Below are 17315 nucleotides of genomic sequence, written 5' to 3'. Positions count from 1 at the left end.
GGCTTACGCCGCCTCCTCGATCGCTTTGAGACAGCGAGCATAGAGCGCCTTCGCTGCCAGTTCATCCCACCACTGCTCAACAAGCACAGTAGCGTCAGCCTTGCCAAGGGCAAAGAGCATGTCCATCTCTTCCTTGCTATCAACAACGTCGACAATCTGCTGCTCGTCGCGCCCCTTTCCAAGCACGTCACCGACTAGGTCATGGTAACAGACCAACTTCATCAGCTTCCTGGCCGATGCTTGGCCAACCTTACCGATATGCTTGGTGAGGATCTCCACCATCATCGGCATTGCGCCGACCGGATGATTGGGATCGACCTTCTGTAACCCGCCATTCTCATCCCAGCGCGCCCGCGGCCCCTTGCCGATGTCGTGGAGGTAAGCGGCAATCTCCACTAAGAGCTGCGACTTCTTGTCTAGTGCGACGAATTCCTTCAACAACCGGAGCCTGTCGACAACCTCCTCGGTATGGACGTCGACCGTCCGCTTGTGCACGCCGTTGGCGGATTTGAGCCCAACAAGTTCAGCGGTCTGGGGAAGACAGTCGAAGTCAACACGCAGTGCGTCGCGCAGGTCCGTCAGATTCTTGAATTTCGCGGTGTCTGCATGCAAACCCGAATGCTCTTCCACAAGGGCGCAAGCGCGTTCGAACTTAATCGCAATTTCGCCGGGCCCTTTGACCAAGCTTGCCCTACTACCGCTGGCAAAATCGGTGAACCAATGCGGCCTTTTCCTTCCGTCCTGAAACTCGATGCTGGGAAACGGTGCCGCTCCGACGATCGCCTGGACTCGCTCCTTCACTCCTTCGTTCCAGACCACGCAACGCGTGGCAGCAGTAACCGGAAGCTGGCCCTGGACCAGCAACTCAGCCATGCGCCGATGCCTAAAATCCTCGTCAACATTGCCCCACTTTCGGCAGTCGATCGCCGCCCAGTCGAGTTTGTCCAGGTCTGCGGGATCACTGTAGAAGGCTGGCGGAGCCTGCGTGTTAGCAGAGGCGCCCGAGAACACTGCGCAAGGCTGATCGACCAACGTGATCGGAAACTCGAAATATAGGATGTCGTACTGGTCGACATTCTTGGCGTTAATCACGCTGAGGAGCATCGGACTGACCGAGCCGAAGTAGAACGGCACGTAATCATGGACACATCCACCTGGCGCACAGGTAACCTGCATCTCGGCACGCCGTTTCTGGATTCCCGCAGCTGCGATCGAGCGGTGTTTCTTTGGGAACCGGGGATGATTACTGGACAGAAAGCCGTGCTGCAGCAAGCCGGGCAAATTATCGATGTGAGAGAAATGGTAGACGTAGCGATGCGCATGGGCGACTGGGATTGGCATTGGAACTATCCTTGTTATTTGGCATTTCTGCGTTACTTATCCTACCGCTTGCTCCGCTCACGTGCTATACCGCACCCAATGCGAAGCAAGGCGGCGAAATTCCAGATCCGCGAACTTCAATTTGCGCACCCACGTCCGATCAGTCTCCTGGAGGTTGGGCGAAGCAACACGGCAGCGCTGGCCGAAGAACTGATGCGTAACCCGGCCGCCGCGCGAGCGTGGCGAGGAGCGAGCGCGCGATGGCGAGGGTGCTGACCGTGCTGGGGATCCTGCACGCGGCAGACCGCCGACGGGTGGCAGCGGACCCGCATTTGGATTAGAGGGTGGCTGATGGGTTGTTTCTGGCTTGCCGGGGGTTGGTTGAGTCGGCTTGCTTGGAGATTGGGCGAGACTGAGACGGCATACACTCACTGATTACGAAGCTAGCCCCAATGGGAACTCGCACCTACTCCCGCGAAACGCCCCGGGACATAATCAGCGATCTTCGTCGAAATAGTCGCTATCCACGGATGGAACTCGAATAATTCGCGAGCTCACGCCAACCTCATTGTCGATCATGAGACCAACCAATCGATTTCCATCGACGATAACAATCCCCTCAACAGAACCAACAAAGTCGACAGCCTGGGGCGTGAAGCCGGACGTGGTTATGAACACTCCGCGTTTGGCCTTCTGTCCAGCGAGCGCCCCGTAGAAGGCCTGAAGCTCTGGCCTACCAACCGCGCTCTTCCAGCGCTTCGCTTGCACGTAGACTTTGTCCAACCCGAGCTTATCCAGCGAGATTACGCCGTCAATTCCACCATCTCCAGCTCCGCCGACGCGTAGCAAGTCTGAGCGGTTCGCCCCGTATCCCAATCGATGCAGGATATCAAGAACGATGATTTCGAACCGTCCAGGAGAAACGCGCAACAGGCAATCCAGAAGCTCCGCCGCTGTCGCCGATTTCAGTTCAGCAAGCGCACCGTCAAGTCGATCATCGGGGCTCAAAACGGGCGACCCAGGGGCCAGCTCAATCGGGTCAGTGCCATCTAGCGCCACAGCATCTACTGGGGATCGAAGCTTAACTGCGAGATAGCCAGTTGCGATTCTCCCAACCTCCTCATCGTCCAGCGGGAACGGATGATCAGAAACGTAGCTTCTCCCGGCCTCCGTCAACTGCCAGTTCCCGCGTCTCGGGCTGGACGAAAGGCCAGCGCGCTTCAGCCGATCATGCGCCCAAGCCGCTCGATTCTTATAGATCTGCGCACCGCTATCCAACACCCTGAGCTTCTGTTCATCGGTCAGCCCTAAGGCATTGGCAGCGGCATCATAAGCCAAGGCGGCGGCAACGCCCCCTGGATTTCGCTCCAAGAAACGCAATACGGGATCGATGAACTTGTCGTAAGTTGGAATCATCAATCTTGTCCACTCCCCTGCAATTTGCAGCAACTATAACCTCATCCCTACAAAGGCTTGAAGATTCGAATTTGACCTAAGGAAGTCTGAATCCTGCAGGCCTTTTAGGACCGTCCGTGATTTCCGAATTGAACCTCGTCAGACTAGCTCTGCGGATCAGTAGCTCCAGCGCTCATTTCGGATCGGCAACGCATTTAGTTCTCGCCGACGATCCTCCCACTCCGGCAAGAAAGCTCGCATCAGCGCCTTGAAGCGCTCATTGTGAGTGGGCTCCAGCAAATGGACTAGCTCGTGCACCACGATGTACTCCAAGCAACCCGGAGGTTTCTTGGCCAATTCAGTATTGAGACGGATCGAGCGCCGAATCGGCGAGCAGCTACCCCATTTGGTCTTCATGTGCTGGACGTAAAGCCGCGGAGCATCCAGACCGAGCCTACGACTCCAGTCTGTAACCAATGAACTGGCACGCTCGCGCAACTGATCTCGATACCAGCGCGAAAGCACCGCCCTCCTAGCCGCTTGGTCGGCACCGTTCTTTATTGCTAACACCAGAGTGCGATGTCGGAGCGACACCATTTGCGCGCCGTCGGTCTCCACAATTTTCAGCAGATAGCGCCGCCCCCAAACGTAATGGCTCTCACGCTCCAAGTATTCACGTGAAGGCTCGCGCTCCTGCTCAACCATGCTTTTGCGCTGGCTTTTGATCCAAGCTAGCTTGGACAAGGCAAACACACGAACCGTGTCGAGAGCCATATGCGTCGGGGCGGAAATGCGCACGCGCCCATTTGGCGGCAGCACAGTCAGGTGGATGTTGCGGATGTCTTTGAAAACCACTTCCGCCTCGATGCCACCAAGCGCGATGCGAGTCGGCATCAGTACTCGCCTTGGGCCTTGATAATCAAAAAGACGCGCTCTACCTGCTCTGTACTCTGCAGCAATGCAAACAGCGCTGCCTTGATGGCGTTCTCTTTTGCCGGATTACCTCGCCAGCTATCCGGCCTTATCTCCTTTACCGTTTGATCGATGCGCAGTGCCAACTCAAGCGCCGCATTCCGAATATCTCCGTCACCATAGAGCAACATCGACTCAGCAACTTGGCCCGCCGGTCGCTCCGCAAGCCAAGGCTGCAGGTTATGGTAGAGCGCGCGGCGTCCCGGCGTGGTTAGTTCGATCGGCGCACCTTCCGCACGACCTGCATCGACCTGCTTCACTAACTGAGCAATGTGTAGCAAGTACTGCTCGTACTCTTCCGCCTTCTCCTTGCGCAGCTTAATAATGCCGTCCAGTAATGCCGACATCCGCTCGTAGAAGGCGGGATCGTTCAGGTGCTCCTTGACGATTCTGCTGCGCACGTTGTTCTCGATCGTCTCGGCGATCGCATCGCGGTTGCCTTTGAACTCGCCGAGCTTCGCAGAGATAGCATCGGCGATGCCAGTCTTCACTATCAGCTCAAGCAGGCCGACACCCTCAAACGGTGAGATTTCACGGGGCTCCTCGGCCTCGATGTAGGTGTCTATCAAGTGCCGCATATCCGCCTCGTAAGGCTTCAAGTCCAGCATCTCGCCGCTTGCCTTGCGCACGATCTCGCGCAGTTTCACATAGCGATCGAGCAGCCCTCGCAAGCGCACATCGTCTGTCGCGGAATAGCCAGCGGCACCCAATTCGTCGGCCACGTTTGCCCATGCGCGTAACAGTGCGACAACGCCCTTGTAGAGCATCACACGCTGCGGTTCATGGGCGATCAGATCGCTGGCGATCTCGGTGTTACCGCAGAAGTAACGGATGTGCTCCAGTTCACCACGCGGCTCCGCCACCGGCTCGCAAAGCAGCGCCAACGCTTCCACCGCATCGTCCAGCCGCTTGCGGCCAATCTCCAGGCGGTTCTGCATCAGCACTTCAGGGGCGGTACCGCCAGCGCTATGATCCAGCTCCGAGGTGTAGACGGCAACTACTTTCTCCACCTTCTTGAACAGGTCCTTATAGTCAACGATATAGCCGAATTCCTTGTCATCGCCATCCAGCCGGTTGGTGCGGCAGATGGCCTGGAAAAGGCCGTGGTCTTGCATCGACTTGTCGATATACAAGTAGGTGCAGGGCGGCGCGTCGAAACCTGTCAGGAGCTTGTCCACCACCACCAACAATTTCATGTTCGCAGGCTCGGTAGCGAACAGTGCCTTGGCCCACTCCTCGTAGGTCTCGGTAGGACTCATCCCCGGCTTGACTTGCACGCTCTTGAGCAGCTCGGTGTAGGTATTGAAAATTAACTGCTTGTCGCTCTCTGTATTGGCGCCGACCTCCTCGGTCGTCACATCTTTGGCTTGCGGGCTGTACGAGGTAACGACGGCGCACCGTCCCTTGAACGGCGTCTTCTGCAGCAGCGCGAAGTACTTGCAGGCCTCAAAGATGCTAGAGGCGACCAGGATTGCATTACCCCGCTCGGTCGATAGCCGTGGTTTCACGCTGAAATCGAACACGATGTCAGCAACTACGCGCTCCATGCGCGAACGCGAGCTCAGCACTTGTTGCATGGTGCCCCACTTGGCTTTCAGCTCCTGCTTCTGCCAAGCATTTAGGCCGCGCGTCTTGGCCTCAAACCAGGCATCGATCTTCGCCGACGAGCCCAGCCGCTGGTCGATATCACGAGCCTCGTACACCAGGTCCAGTACCACCTCGTCTTCCACAGCCTCTCCAAACTTGTAGGTGTGGATGTAGCCCCCGAACACCTCCAGACTGGACTGCTTGTCAGCCTTTAGCAGTGGTGTGCCGGTGAAGCCGATGAACACCGCCTGGGGCAGCAATGCCTTCATCACCCGATGCAGCCGACCGCTTTGCGTGCGGTGGCATTCGTCAACGAAGACGAACAGCTCACCCACAGCCGTTGTCGGCTGCGTCTGGAGCTCCTCCAGAAAGGCCTCAAACTCCTTCTTGTCGCGTCCACGCGCCTCCACACCGAACTTATGCACCAGAGAGCACAGCAGCCTCGGCGCGGGCTGCGACAGTTGTGTCATCAGATCGCGACCGCTGCGGCTGCGGTGCAGCTTCTCGCCAGCATCGGTGAATACGCGCAGGATCTGCTTGTCCAGCTCGTCGCGGTCGGTCACGATCACCACTCGCGCCTGCGGCCGGTTCTCCAGGATCCAGCGCGCCAGCAACACCATCACGATGCTCTTGCCGCTACCCTGCGTATGCCACAGGATGCCCCCCTTGCGCCGCTCTACATGGTCCTGCGCCGCCTGGATACCAAAGTACTGGTGCACGCGCGGCAGCTTCTTCACACCTCCGTCGAACAGCACGAAGTCGCGCATCAGCTCGATAATCCGGGCCTTGCCACAAATTTTCAGCAAGTACTTGTCGAGCTTGAATCGGCTATCGTGAGCTTCATCTTCCTTCCACTTCAGGAACATCTTCTCGGGCGTTCCTATCGTTCCGTAACGCAATCCCTCGGAATCGTTGCCCGCGAAGACAAATTGCACCGTGCTGAAGAACGACTCGTGGAACATCGGAAGCTGGTTCGACAGGCACTGACGAATGCCATCTCCCACCGACACCCGGCTGTTCTTCAGCTCGATCACACCGATGGCGATGCCGTTGATGTACAGGACCAGGTCAGGCCGCCGCGTGCGATCACCCTTAAGCGTCACTTCCTCCGCGATGGCGAAGTCATTGGCCTCCGGATGTTGCCAGTCGATCAGCTCGACGGTCTGCGTCTTGGCACCTGCGGCCGTCAGCACCTGTACACCGTAGCGCAGCAAGCTGTACACGGCCTTATTGTTCGCGTAGAGCGTGCGATGGTGGTTGCCGGCTTCGCTGCGTAGGCGCAGTAATGCGGCGCTGATCTGCGCGGGCGTGCAGCCTCGCTTCGCGAGCCAAGGCGTGAGCAAGCTCTCTTGTATGTTGGCGTTGCCCTCGCAATCCCTCCAATCCCCCGCGTAGCGCCAGCCCAACTCGTCTCGAAACAGTGCGACTACGCGGCTCTGTGTGGCGCGTTCTGGTTGTCCGATCGAGGGCATAGTGTGGCTCATCGTAGGCGCGTATAGGGGCGGGGTGCTCGTTGATCCTTCAGCTAAGCCATGCTCTAGCCAATAGGGAGATTGGCGACTGACTTAGTGGGCGCGGGAATGACTTTCGAGGCAGGTTTAATCAGACGAGTGCCGCCTGTGAGCAGCGACCGCGTCATGCCTTGCTTGAGTTGTCGAGCCTTTATGAGTTTCTCTTCCAAGGCCGTCATCTCCGCGTCAATGGATGCAAGCAACTCACCTATTGCTTCCTGCTCTGCATAAGGAGGCACCGGCAGCAGAATTCTTGCGATGTTTCTCTTACTGATGCCGGAAACCTTTGTTCCCACTGCGTAGAAATTAAACTGATCCTTCACGGCGCGTGTCTGGAAGCAGTAACGGAGGTATGAGCGCTCCAGCAGCTGCTGTCTCTGTTTCGCGACGATCGTGTGCAGCCCTGCGATGAATGGCAATCGATCCGAATTGGAGATCACGATGTGCTTACTGACACCTTCATCATCCTCCGAGGCGTCGACGAAAACCACGTCGCCATCGGCGAGCAGGGACGTCGGCGGAACGTTTGCGAGGCCGATGTCGAGCCTCGGGATCACGCCGCCCTCGACCGCCACGTCGATGAAAGTCTTCGTACTTACATGGATATCGCCGTAGTGGAGGTAGAGATGCCCTCGATCTGATAGTTGATCGCGGGACGCGGAAACACCGCCACTGAAACGAAATAACTCGCCCAGAGACTTCTGCGGCCAATCACCAGCGAATCCCGGCAGCCGCTTCGTACCCGTGAGCAGCTCTTGCATTGCACCTTTTCTAATCTGGCGCTTCTTCACCAGCAGCTGCGACAAGGATTCGATGAGGGCATCCGCGCATGAGAGTGCTTCGGCGATTGCCTCTTGCTCTTTACGAGAGGGTGGTAGCGGAAATTTAAGACCCCCGATTAGTGCGGTATTAAGATTCGGCTGCCCGTTACCCGTCGCAACAACCTCCCGCAGCATTTTGGTCTGAGTATTGATGAAGTAAGCGAGGTACTTCGGGCACACATCTTGATCAAGGCCTAGCAGAGCGGCAATTCCATCGTTCGCGCAGCACTTGATGCCCAAGATTTTGGCGACACCAAGAGTCGCCCCACTGTTCGCTATGATGAGCGTGCCAGGCTGCAATGTGCGGCTATAGTTTGCTCCCTCTTCTGTAAGAAAGGATGCCGTCTCCGAAACGATCAGCTGCGATTGGGGTAGATTCGTGAGAGATGCGACAGTCAACCATGGCATGAACTGACCGTTGAAGAAGCGCGGATCTCCAGCTGGACGGGGAGATCCACCGCGAACAGGGTTGGCAATCTGTTTGGCAGATTTCACTATCCAATCAACAGGAATAGTTCCAACATCTGTCTGTTTGAAAGCGCCAGATGTCACGGGCTGAAGAGTCGGCGCCATCACTTCCATGCGAATCCCATCCTCTCCAAGTGCAAGTTCACCCGCGCCTCTAGATCCGCCACGCACTCGCTCAACTGCGGCAAAGGCGCCTCATAGCGCTCTGCCAGCTCCTTCACCCGCGCTGCCAGCCGCTGGCTCAGCCGGTCCATTTCGCCGTGCACCGCTGCATCTAGCGTGGCGAGCCACTTGTCATCCACCACAAGCGCCTGTACCTCGACTTCGGTGAGTTTCGGGTACTTGGCATACGCCGCTGCATCCAGCGCAGCGTCGGCCTCTCTCACGCGCTTCCTCAGCGCCGATTCTTCGACCGCGAGCTTCAACCAGTCCAGCAGAACAAGCCGCTCTTCGGCGACCGGCTCTCCGGCATTGCCGTTGGTGGCCGTCAGCGCCTTGCCTGACTTGCCGCTCTTGGCCGCCTTGATCTCGGCCTTGACTTCGCCTTCGATCTCGCGAAGCCGATCCTTCACCGTTGCGACGTTGATTCTATCGAAACCGTGGAAAGCCGCGTCCTCACCACTGTGTTCCTCCTCCAGCTCGGCGAGGGCCGCGCTCACACCTTCCAGCTTGACCTGTAGCGCCTGAAGCGCGGCCTGCTCTTTGGCGAAGTAGCGCGCCACGATCAGCGGCTTGGGCACCAGGTCGCAGGCCCAGCCCTTGTCCTTCTGCTTGCCCTTCTTATTGGTCTCGATCACGCGGTAGGTCTGCGCCTTCCAGCCATCCGCGGCGATGGCATAGCAATCGTCCTGCATGGTCTGCGCCCAATAGTCCATCAGGTGCTGGTATACAGCGTAGGCGTCGATCAGCGGCTGGTCGAGGTAGTGGCCGAGCAGGTCTTCGGAGAGTTCGGCAATCACGCGCCCGGGCTTAACTTCAGGCATATTGGGCCGCAGCGCCTTCAACGCTTGGGCTTGCGTGTCGCGCCACTCGGCGAAATGCGCGTTCATCCGCGCGATGAAGCCGACGAATTCGGGGTGGCCGTGAATAGTGGACTTGATCGCCACCTTGTCGACAGCCAGATCGACGAAGCCGGGGCGATTAGGCCGGAACAGCGTGCGCTCTAGCTGCGGGCACACGGCCCAGTAGCGGCTGACGAGGCTGTCGGCCGCCGTGACATCGGTCTCAGGGATACCGCCTCGCAGGTGGCCCTCGATGTCCTCCCGGTCTTCGGGCATCTGGCTGTCGATGTAGCGCGGCAGATTGAGGTTCTGCTCGTTCTTCTCGATGTCGCGCAAGCTTACCTGCCTGGCATAGCGCGGCACGTCCTGACGCCGCTGGAAGGTGTCGACGATTCGGTGGATGTCGCGCTCACGCAGGCGGTTCTTGGGGCCATCCTTCATGAAAGCCTGGCTAGCGTCGATCATGAAGATGCCGGTGCCGGCGGCCACGCGCTCAACCGCGTGTGATTTGTCGATCACGACGATGCAGGCCGGGATACCCGTGCCATAGAATAGGTTGGCCGGCAGGCCAATGATGGCCTCGATGTAGCCCTTGCGGATCAGCGCGCGCCGGATGTCAGCCTCGGCGTTGCCACGGAACAGCACACCGTGCGGCAGGATGCAGGCCGCGCGGCCGGTGCTCTTGAGCGAACGCACGATGTGCAGCAGGTAGGCGTAGTCGCCCTGCTTGGCCGGCGGCACGCCGAAGCCTTCGAAGCGCTGCCAGGGATCGTGCAGCGGGTCGATGCCGGTGCTCCAGCGCTTGTCGGAAAACGGCGGATTGGCTACCACGTAGTCAAAGACCTTGAGACTTTCATTGCCCGTCTTGCCATCGCGGAACTTCGGATCGGCCAGCGTGTTCCCCTGCTTGATCTCGGCCGTGGGCTGGTCATGCAGGATCATGTTCATGCGCGCCAAGCCGCTGGTGGCCGCGTCCTTCTCCTGACCGTACAGCGCCAACTTGGTCGACGCCGCGGCAGCCACCTTCAGCAACAGCGAGCCCGAGCCGCAGGTCGGATCGTACACGGTGGTCTGATGCGTGGTCGGCGCGGTGGCGATGCCCAACGTCGCGGCAATGACGCGACTCACTTCAGCTGGCGTGTAGAACTGGCCCTTGCTCTTGCCACTTTCGGTGGCGAAGTGCTGCATCAGGTATTCGTAGGCGTCGCCCAGGATGTCGTCGCCGTCGGCACGGTTCTTCGAGAAGTCGAGCGCCTTGTTCTCGAAGATTGCCACCAGTTCAGTAAGCCGCTCCACCATCTCCTTGCCGGTGCCGAGCTTGGCTGCGTCGTTGAAGTCCGGAAAGTCGGAGAGCGAGAGCTGAGAGTTCTTGTCGACAAGTGGCGCGATGATCTTCTTGTTGATCTGGTCGCCGATGTCACTCTTACCCTTCAGCGCCACCATATCGGCGAAGCTGGCGCCGCGCGGAATGGTGAGTGGCTGATAGGGCTTGCCGGCGTACTTGTCGCTGACGTACTTGATGAACAGAAGCACCAGCACATAGTCCTTGTACTGGCTGGCATCCATGCCGCCGCGCAGCGCATCGCAGCTTTGCCAGAGCGAGGAATAGAGTTCTGATTTCTTGAGAGCCATTTAGTTTCGCGATCGGCTTCCGACCTAGGACGGACAAAGCCATTGAATGAGGAAAAAATAGCCGGAGAAGGCTCCGGCTATTTATGGCACAGCAGTTATTCCCACTCAATAGTAGCCGGCGGCTTCCCCGAGATGTCATAGACAACCCTTGAAACCCCCCGCAACTCATTGATGATCCGGTTGCTCACCGTACCCAGGAACTCATACGGCAGATGCGCCCAATGCGCCGTCATGAAGTCAATCGTCTCCACGGCCCTTAGCGCAATCACCCACTCATAAGCGCGCGCATCGCCCACCACGCCCACCGACTTCACCGGCAGGAACACGGCAAACGCCTGGCTGGTCTTGTCGTACAGATCCGCCTTGCGCAGCTCATCAATGAAGATGGCATCGGCCTTGGCCAACAGTTCGGCGTACTCGCGCTTCACTTCACCCAGAATGCGCACACCCAGGCCCGGACCCGGGAACGGATGGCGGTAGACCATGGTGCGCGGCAGGCCCAGCTCAACACCCAGGCGGCGCACTTCGTCCTTGAACAGCTCGCGCAGCGGCTCCACCAGGCCCAGCTTCATGTGCTCCGGCAGGCCGCCCACGTTGTGGTGGCTCTTGATCACATGCGCCTTGCCGGTCTTGCTGCCGGCCGACTCGATCACGTCCGGGTAGATGGTGCCCTGTGCCAGCCACTTGGCGTTCTTCAGCTTGTTCGACTCTTCGTCGAAGATCTCAACGAACAGGTTGCCGATGATCTTGCGCTTGGCTTCCGGGTCGCTCACGCCTTCCAGCGCGGCGAAGTAACGGTCGGCGGCATTCACGCGCACCACCTTTACGCCCATGTGCTCGGCGAACATCGCCATCACCTGGTCGCCTTCCTGCCAGCGCAGCAGGCCGGTATCCACAAACACGCAGGTCAGCTTCTCGCCGATGGCCTTGTGCAGCAGCGCGGCCACCACGGACGAATCGACGCCGCCGGACAGGCCCAGGATCACTTCGTCATCGCCCACCTGTTCGCGCACACGGGCGATCTGGTCGTCGATGATGTTGGCGGCGGTCCACAGGGTCTGGCAGCCGCACACGTCCACCACGAAGCGGCGCAGCAGCGCTTGGCCCTGCAGGGTGTGGGTCACTTCCGGGTGGAACTGCACGCCGTACCAGCGCTTTTCTTCGTTGGCCATGGCGGCCACCGGAATGCGGTCGGTGGTGGCGGTGATGGTGAAGCCCGGCGGTGCCACGGAGACGTGGTCGCCGTGGCTCATCCAGACATTCAGCTTCGGCTCGCCGCCGTGGTCGCTCAGGCCCTTGAACAGTGCATCGGGGTTGATGACGTTCACTTCGGCATGGCCGAATTCACGCTGGTCAGCGGCTTCGGTGGCACCGCCCAGCTGCGCGGCCAGGGTCTGCATGCCGTAGCAGATGCCGAAGATCGGCAGGCCGCTGTCGAACACTTCCTGCGGTGCGGCCGGGGCGCCCGGCAGCGTGGTCGATTCCGGACCACCGGACAGGATGATGCCCTTGGCGCCAAACGCCGCGATGTCGGCCGGGTTGTGGTCCCACGCCCAGATTTCGCAGTAGACGCCCAGCTCGCGGATGCGGCGGGCAATCAGCTGCGTGTACTGCGCGCCGAAATCGAGGATGAGGATCTTGTCGTTATGGATGTTGGTCATGGCGCCCTGGCAATGCAGTAGGGAAAACGAAAACTTCGAATACTTTTCAACAGCGCATAGAGAAAGAGGAACGGGAATCAGCTTCCTCGTTCCTCTTTGCCCGGCCCGCGTCAGGCGCGGTAGTTCGGCGGCTCTTTGGTGATCGTCACGTCGTGGACGTGGCTCTCACGCTGGCCGGCGCCGCTGATCTTGACGAATTTGGGCTTGGTGCGCATGTCGTCGATGGTGGCGCAGCCCACGTAGCCCATGGTGGCGCGCAGGCCGCCCATCAGCTGGTGGATGATGCCGCCCACCGGGCCGCGGTACGGCACGCGGCCTTCAATGCCTTCCGGCACCAGCTTGTCGGCGGTGGCGGCGTCCTGGAAGTAGCGGTCCTTGGACCCCTTTTCCATGGCGGCCAGCGAACCCATACCGCGGTAGCTCTTGTACGAACGGCCCTGGTACAGCTCGGTCTCGCCCGGCGATTCCTCGGTACCGGCCAGCAGGCCGCCGACCATGATGGTCGAGGCACCGGCGGCCAGCGCCTTGCCGATATCACCCGAGTAACGGATGCCACCGTCGGCGATGAGCGGGATGCGGTCCTGCAGGGCTTCGGCCACCAGATCGATGGCGGTGACCTGCGGCACGCCGACGCCGGCGACGACGCGGGTGGTGCAGATCGAGCCCGGACCGATGCCGACCTTGACCGCGTCTGCGCCGCTGTCCAGCAGCGCCAGTGCGGCTTCGCCGGTGCAGATGTTGCCACCGATGACCTGCACGTGCGGGAAGTTCTTCTTGACCCAGCTGACGCGGTCCAGCACGCCCTGCGAGTGGCCGTGCGCGGTATCGACCACGATCACGTCCACGCCGGCGGCAACCAGCGCTTCCACGCGGCGGTCGGTGTCACCGCCCACGCCGACGGCAGCGCCGACCAGCAGGCGGGTCGACAGATCCTTGGCGGCGTTGGGGAAGTCGGTGTTCTTCTGGATGTCCTTGACGGTGATCAGGCCACGCAGCGCGAAATCATCGTTGACCACCAGCACCTTTTCGATGCGGTTGCGGTGCAGCAGCTGCAGCACTTCTTCGCTGGCGGCGCCTTCCTTGACCGTGATCAGGCGATCCTTCTTGGTCATGATGTGGCGGACCGGATCGTCCAGCTCGGTCTCGAAGCGCATGTCGCGATGGGTCACGATGCCGGCCAGCAGGCCGTCGCTGCCCACCACCGGCACGCCGGAGATGTTGTGCGCTTGGGTCAGGGCCAGCACGTCGCGGATAGTGGTTTCCGGGCCGACGGTGATCGGGTCGCGGATGACACCGGCCTCGAACTTCTTGACCTTGGCCACTTCCGCGGCCTGCTGTTCCAGGCTGAGATTCTTGTGGATGATGCCCATGCCACCCAGCTGTGCCATGGCGATGGCCAGGCGGGCTTCGGTGACGGTATCCATGGCCGCAGACAGGATCGGAAGCTTGAGCTTCAGGTCTCGGGTCAACCGCGTTTCGAGGTTGACGTCCTTGGGCAGGATGGTCGAGTGGGCGGGGACGAGCGAGACGTCGTCGTAAGTGAGTGCTTCAGCCTGGATGCGCAGCATCGGCATACCCGAGATGTGGGGAAGCGCGACATTTTACCCCTTTTCAGGAGCCAAGAACAGCATTTTTGGTAGCCAGAATTGGAACTTCGCGCGACACAGTGTCGCACCCGCTCACCTGTAGAGCCGAGCCCACGCTCGGCTGCTTTCCGCCAGACCGCGATGAGCCGAGCATGGGCTCGGCTCTACAGGAGGCCCGAGGCCCGGTACCACCAAGCGGTGCCGCAGCGTCGCGCGGGGCGGTGATTCATTCAGGGGGGCGGACCCCGTCCCCACCAGGTGCCAACCGAGGTTGGCACCCACCAACGGCGGGTCAGCTCAGCGCTTCCGCCGCTTCCAGCGTGTTCTGCATCAACGTGGCCACGGTCATCGGGCCGACGCCACCCGGCACCGGGGTGATCCAGCTGGCCCGCTGGGCCGCCGCTTCAAACCCAACATCGCCCACCAGCCGGCCGTCTTCCAGCCGGTTGATGCCGACGTCGATCACCACCGCACCCGGCTTCACCCACTCGCCCGGCACGATGCCCGGGCGGCCCACGGCCACCACCAGGATGTCGGCGTTGCGCACGGCCTGTTCCAGCACGTCCTTGGGGGTGAACTTGTGGCAGCTGGTGACGGTGCAGCCGGCAATCAGCAGCTCCAGGCCCATCGGACGGCCGACGTGGTTGCTGACGCCGACGATGGTGGCGTTGCGGCCGCGCACCGGCTGGTCGGTATGGCCCAGCAGCGTGGTGATGCCGCGCGGGGTGCACGGGCGCAGGCCGAATTCGCGCAGGGCCAGGTGGCCGACGTTTTCCGGGTGGAAGCCGTCCACGTCCTTGCGCGGGTCGATGCGCTGGATCAGGCGGCGCGCGTCGGGAATGCCCGGCAGCGGCAGCTGGATCAGGATGCCGTTGATCTTCGGGTCTGCATTGAGCTGGTCGATCAGGGCCAGCAGTTCGGCTTCGCTGGTGCCGGCCGGCAGATCGTAGTCGTGCGCTTCGATACCGACCTTTTCGGCCGCGCGGCGCTTGTTGCGCACGTACACGGTGGAGGCCGGGTCGCCACCGACCAGCACCACGGCCAGGCCGGGGCGGCTGCCACCGGCGGCCACGCGGGCGTCGACGCGCACCTTCAGGCTGTCGAGCAGGTCCTCGGCAATACGGCGGCCATCGAGGATGCGGGCAGGAGGCTGGGAGGCGGAGTCAGTCATCGAATGCGGGGGCGGGCGGCGGCGGGGACGCTATTGTCCCTGATTCAGGCCCCCTCGCCCACCGCCACGGCACCGGTCCGCCCGCCCTTGTAGAGCCGAGCCTAATGTCGGCTCACGCGCGCAGCGCGGCTTTATCGCAACCTGACCGAAGAGCAAGCCGAGCATGGGCTCGGCTCTACTCTTCCTCTTCCGGCACCTGGTCCGCGTTCAACGTGCGGGCCTTGCGCTTGGGCGCGGTGAACGGGGTCGGGGTCGGCACGCCCGGCAGCGCGCTGCCGAACACCATGTGCGCGCCGGCACGCAGGCTGCCGCCGGCCATTTCCAGTTCGAAGCGCTCGGCATCACGCTCGCGGATCTGCTCGGCGATCTCCTGCGCATCCTCCTCGTCCGCACCCAGCTCCATCAGCGCGGCCTGGCCGAACATCAGCGCCGATTCAAACGTCTCGCGGATCTGGAAATCGACGCCCGCATGGATCAGGCGCAGCGAGTGCTCGCGGTCGAACGAGCGCACCAGCAGCTTGGCCTGCGGGAACTCGTGCGCGACCAGCTCGACGATGCGGTCGGCATCCTCGGCATTGTTCACGCACACCGCGATCGCCCGCGCGGTACCGGCGCCGGAGGCATGCAGCACGTCAAGACGCGTGCCATCGCCGTAATAGATCTTGAAACCGAAGCGCTCGGCGTTGTGGATCATCTCGACGTCGTTGTCGATGATGGTCACGTCCACGTCGCGGGCCAGCAGCGACTGGCTGGCCACCTGGCCGAAGCGGCCGAAGCCGATCATCAGCACGCTGCCGGACAGGCCGTCGGCGGTGTCCACGCCTTCCAGGCTGACCTCGGGCTTCGGCGCCACGCGCTTGTAGACCAGCACCACCAGCGGGGTCAGCGCCATCGACAGCACCACCACGGCGGTGAAGTTGGCATTGATGTCCATGTTGATGACGCCGGCGCTGGCCGCGGCGGAGAACAGCACGAAGGCGAATTCGCCGCCCTGCGCCATCAGCACGCCACGGTCCATCGCCTGCGCGTGGTCGCTGCCCATCACCCGCGCTACCACGTAGATGCACAACGCCTTGGCCGCCATCAGCGCCAGCACCAGGCCGACGATCATCGGCCAGTTGCCGGCCACCACGCCCAGGTCCAGCGCCATGCCCACGCTGAGGAAGAACAGGCCCAGCAGGATGCCGCGGAACGGCTCGATGTCCGCCTCGATCTGGTGGCGGAAGGTGGATTCGCTCAGCAGCACGCCGGCGAGGAACGCGCCCATCGCCATCGACAGGCCCGACAGCTGCATCAGCAGCGCCGCACCCAGCACGACGAGCAGCGCGGCAGCGGTCATCACTTCGCGTGCTTTCGATTCGGCAAGCAGGCGGAACAGCGGATTGAGCAGGAAGCGGCCGACCAGCACCAGGCCGACGATGGCACCCACGCCGATCGCCACCGACAACCAGCGCGAGCCCTCGCCATCGGCATTGCCGGCGCTCGGCGCCATCCACGCGACCAGGGCCAGCAGCGGCACGATCAGCAGGTCTTCAAACAGCAGGATCGAGACGATCTTCTGCCCCGACGGCAGCGCGATGTCACCGCGCTCGGCCAGCAGCTGCATCACCACCGCGGTGGAGGTGAGCACGAAGCCGGTGGCGCCGATGAAGGCGACCTGCCACGACAGGCCGAACAGTTTGGCGATGCTGGTCAGCACCAGCGCACAGGTGACGATCTGCAGCGTGCCCAGCCCGAAGATCTCCTTGCGCAGGCTCCACAGGTGCGAGGGGCGCATTTCCAGGCCGATGACGAACAGGAACATCACCACGCCAAGCTCGGCCGTATGCAGGATCGCCTGCGGGTCGGAGAACCAGCCCAGGCCGAACGGTCCGATCGCCAGGCCCGCGGCGAAGTAACCCAGCACCGAACCCAGGCCGAGCCTGCGGAACAGGGGCACCATCACCACTGCCGCGCCCAACAGGGCGACGACCTTGACCAGTTCGCTGGTCGCTGCTTCTACCGCCATGCGGTGTATCCCCGAAAACCGAAATCGGCCTCAACGATAGAGCAAGTTTTCTGACGGCAATAGCATCGACGTTGCGTTTGCTTGTGCCGGAAATGGAACGATGGTGCAATTGATACCCAGCATCGTTCCGAAATCGCGCCCTGTAGAGTCGAGCCATGCTCGACTGCCTTTGGCCAACCGCG

The 17315-nt window shown here is 61.2% G+C and carries 10 protein-coding genes; all 10 read right to left on the bottom strand.

Going from position 1 to position 17315, the window contains the following annotated elements; all coding sequences use genetic code 11:
- Positions 1-3: 3 nt before the first annotated feature.
- On the bottom strand, positions 4-1341 hold the full coding sequence (locus DCO49_RS06080; protein ID WP_116863241.1) for a DUF4433 domain-containing protein: 1338 nt from the start codon (positions 1339-1341) through the stop codon (positions 4-6).
- Between the two features lie 474 nt (positions 1342-1815).
- Positions 1816-2736 carry a restriction endonuclease gene (locus DCO49_RS06070; protein WP_279325640.1) on the bottom strand — a complete coding sequence of 307 codons (921 nt, stop codon included), beginning with the start codon at positions 2734-2736 and terminating at the stop codon, positions 1816-1818.
- A 156-nt stretch (positions 2737-2892) separates the two neighbouring features.
- Complete coding sequence (locus DCO49_RS06065; RefSeq protein WP_165835685.1) at positions 2893-3609, bottom strand: SprT family zinc-dependent metalloprotease; 717 nt, start codon at positions 3607-3609, stop codon at positions 2893-2895.
- On the bottom strand, positions 3609-6746 hold the full coding sequence (locus tag DCO49_RS06060) for an HsdR family type I site-specific deoxyribonuclease (protein ID WP_116863274.1): 3138 nt from the start codon (positions 6744-6746) through the stop codon (positions 3609-3611). The genes DCO49_RS06065 and DCO49_RS06060 overlap by 1 nt, the downstream gene beginning before the upstream one ends.
- A gap of 65 nt (positions 6747-6811) precedes the next feature.
- On the bottom strand, positions 6812-8188 hold the full coding sequence (locus tag DCO49_RS06055; protein WP_116863239.1) for a restriction endonuclease subunit S: 1377 nt from the start codon (positions 8186-8188) through the stop codon (positions 6812-6814).
- A complete protein-coding gene (locus DCO49_RS06050; RefSeq protein ID WP_116863238.1) occupies positions 8179-10707 on the bottom strand; it encodes a type I restriction-modification system subunit M in 2529 nt (842 codons plus the stop codon). Before DCO49_RS06050 ends, DCO49_RS06055 begins: the two co-directional genes overlap by 10 nt.
- A gap of 95 nt (positions 10708-10802) precedes the next feature.
- Complete coding sequence (guaA, locus tag DCO49_RS06045; RefSeq protein ID WP_005409309.1) at positions 10803-12368, bottom strand: glutamine-hydrolyzing GMP synthase; 1566 nt, start codon at positions 12366-12368, stop codon at positions 10803-10805.
- Positions 12369-12478: 110 nt separating this feature from the next.
- Positions 12479-13936, bottom strand: a complete 1458-nt coding sequence (gene guaB / locus DCO49_RS06040; protein ID WP_116863273.1) for an IMP dehydrogenase — start codon at positions 13934-13936, stop codon at positions 12479-12481.
- Between the two features lie 310 nt (positions 13937-14246).
- The gene (folD, locus tag DCO49_RS06035; RefSeq protein ID WP_116863237.1) at positions 14247-15125 is read right to left on the bottom strand and encodes a bifunctional methylenetetrahydrofolate dehydrogenase/methenyltetrahydrofolate cyclohydrolase FolD; all 879 of its coding nucleotides are present in this window, start codon (positions 15123-15125) and stop codon (positions 14247-14249) included.
- Positions 15126-15300: 175 nt separating this feature from the next.
- On the bottom strand, positions 15301-17133 hold the full coding sequence (locus DCO49_RS06030; protein ID WP_116863236.1) for a monovalent cation:proton antiporter-2 (CPA2) family protein: 1833 nt from the start codon (positions 17131-17133) through the stop codon (positions 15301-15303).
- Between the last annotated feature and the right edge of the window lie 182 nt (positions 17134-17315).

The organism is Stenotrophomonas sp. SPM, from assembly GCF_003105135.1.
Classification (GTDB): Bacteria; Pseudomonadota; Gammaproteobacteria; order Xanthomonadales; family Xanthomonadaceae; genus Stenotrophomonas.
Note: the sequence above shows the minus strand (reverse complement) of the source record. Positions and strands in the feature narration are given on the sequence as shown.